The 2,287-nt window shown below is 31.0% G+C and carries 2 protein-coding genes; both read left to right on the top strand.

Annotated features, from left to right (window positions below):
* Window positions 1-1,082, top strand: a 1,082-nt coding sequence (locus tag I6E24_RS16005) for a tetratricopeptide repeat protein (protein ID WP_235329681.1), incomplete at its 5' end; no start/stop codon positions are given.
* Entirely contained in the window at window positions 1,066-2,208 is a 1,143-nt protein-coding gene (locus tag I6E24_RS16000) for a hypothetical protein (RefSeq protein WP_235329679.1), read from the top strand. The genes I6E24_RS16005 and I6E24_RS16000, both read left to right, overlap by 17 nt.
* The last annotated feature ends 79 nt before the right edge of the window (window positions 2,209-2,287 follow it).

Here is a 2,287-nt window from a genome sequence, read left to right as displayed (position 1 = left end):
ATTATGATATAAGTTTTGATTCTGTAGTAAAGGATTTGTTTGGACTTGATCTTGATTTGACCGAAACTTCTATATCTGATACAACTAATGTAAGTCATAATAAATTAATCTATAAGTATTTGTTTAATTTAGTATATAATGATGGCGCCTTTACCGGAACACAGAGAACTATTGTAACAAATAACTTAGATGAGATTTTATCGGATGTATCAGATGATTTGACTTTATATAAATGTCCTTCTGATTACGAGGGCTTTACATACAATGTAGCTGATGTCAATAAATTGTATCATTGTAATGAATTGATAACTTTGTATAATGACAAACTGCTTGAGGCTTCGGAAAAGACTTCGTCTTTGAATGACCTGGGATGTATGTGTATTACAGGAATAGGTATAAATAGAAATGTTAAAATGGCTGTAGCATATTTTATGGAGGCTTCCATGAAGAATAATCTTTTTGCTACTCTTAATTTGGCAAGGTTATATTCTATTGGTATAGGTGTAGATAAAGACCTTAATAAAGCAAGAGAACTATATAATAAAGCATTTGAAGCCGGATATACTGATGCGATGGTATTTTGTGGTGACACATATTTGGATAATAACTTTTCTAATGCTTCTTCTGATTATAATAATGCGCTGATATGTTATAGCAAGGCTACTTCCAGACGTTCACCATTGGCTTTTTATCGCCTGGCATGGCTGTATCAAGAAGGATTGGGGGTTGAAAAAGATGAGAATAAATCCAAGGAATATTATTTGAGGGCAAAAGAAATGAAATATCCTGACGCTTTGGCTGATTTAGGTATATATTATAGGGACGGAATACTTTTTAATGTTGACGAGAATGAGTCGATAGCGTTGTTGACAACTGCGGCTAACAAGGGAAACTCACGGGCGATGTTTGAACTGTCACAGATGTATTTAAAGGGTAATGTCCTGAAATCTGATTTAAAGAAATCACTTGAATGGAGGAAAAAATATTTAGATTCAGATTTGTTGTATTTTGATTGGTACTGTAATGTGAAGCAAGATATATTTGAAATTTTGACACGAAAAATAAATGAAAATGGTTTATAGGGTATTAATATTGATATTTTTCATCTTTTCATTTGTAAATACTTTTAGCTTTGACTCAAAAAAACATGAGAGCTTAAAATTTACAACGAGAAACCTTGAAAGTATAGCGGGAAATTTAAAATTAGATTGTGAATTTCCACGTAGTGATACTATTATTGTGAGTCCTAATATATTAAAAAATAAAGGAATAGTTTTCAGATTTAATAAAAACGGAGATGTAAATCATATTGGGGTTTCTTTGTTCAGTGAGGAAACCAAGCAATTGATGGATATAGGAATATGTAACTTCCTTGAAAGGTTATTATTGCAACTCGTGTTAATCAATGATAATGATGATGTAGAGCGTAAATTAAATGAATTTAAAATACTAATGTATGTCAATGGAAAGCAGTTTTCCAAAAAAACAAATTATAGTATTTCTGACTATATAGAGTCTATGGACATGCCGGTTAATTTTTCTTTGAAATGTGAGGAAAAAACAGCTAATGCGGTCTGGATTTATAATTCGAATACTTTTAATATTTGCTTCCCATTATATCGTGAACTTATTGATGGCTCGGATAAAAAAGAGTCTGACGAGATACTTTATAATGATTTGTATAATGCAAGATTGGAGTCGATAAAACCTATTGATGATGAGGTCTCACTTGAGAACCTTGAAGAATTTAAGGATGGAATATATGTCAGAAAAGGGACAGTATTTTTGATCCCGGATTTGACTTCGAATGTATATTATGTTGAAAAGGGAAAATCGTTTGAACCGTTGTATTCTTTGGAATATCCGGAAATCTCGATGAATAACCTTTTCCTGACTGATATTCACGGAGAAGGTAAAATATTGGCTTTAACACATAGAAGTTATGGATATTTTACTCCTGAAATAACAATGCCTCTGCTGAATTTTCTGAATTTTTTTAAAGACGATTTTGAAACATTATGTCATACGAGATATAACAAAAAAGGAAATCTGGAAACAATAATAGTTCTGAATCATAAGAAACTGAATTATATACATTTGTTAAGGGTTGTGTCTGACAAGGAAAGTTTATTCTCTTCAAATACAGTCTTTAAAGCAGATTTTTATTCAAATATACCACAACATTATATTAAAACATTATTAAAATGAGATTGAGAATTTTTTTGCTGGTGTTTTTATGGCCATTATTGGTTTTCTCACAACTTGAGAATACAAAAGTTACAATAAC

This window comes from Bacteroides caecigallinarum (genome assembly GCF_021530995.1).
In the GTDB taxonomy this organism is placed as follows: domain Bacteria; phylum Bacteroidota; class Bacteroidia; order Bacteroidales; family Bacteroidaceae; genus Phocaeicola; species Phocaeicola faecigallinarum.
Note: the sequence above shows the minus strand (reverse complement) of the source record. Positions and strands in the feature narration are given on the sequence as shown.

Coding starts and splice junctions, on each gene's coding strand:
- I6E24_RS16000 (WP_235329679.1), top strand. CDS start 1,066: ATGAAAATGGTTTATAGGGTATTAATATTGATATTTTTCATCTTTTCA.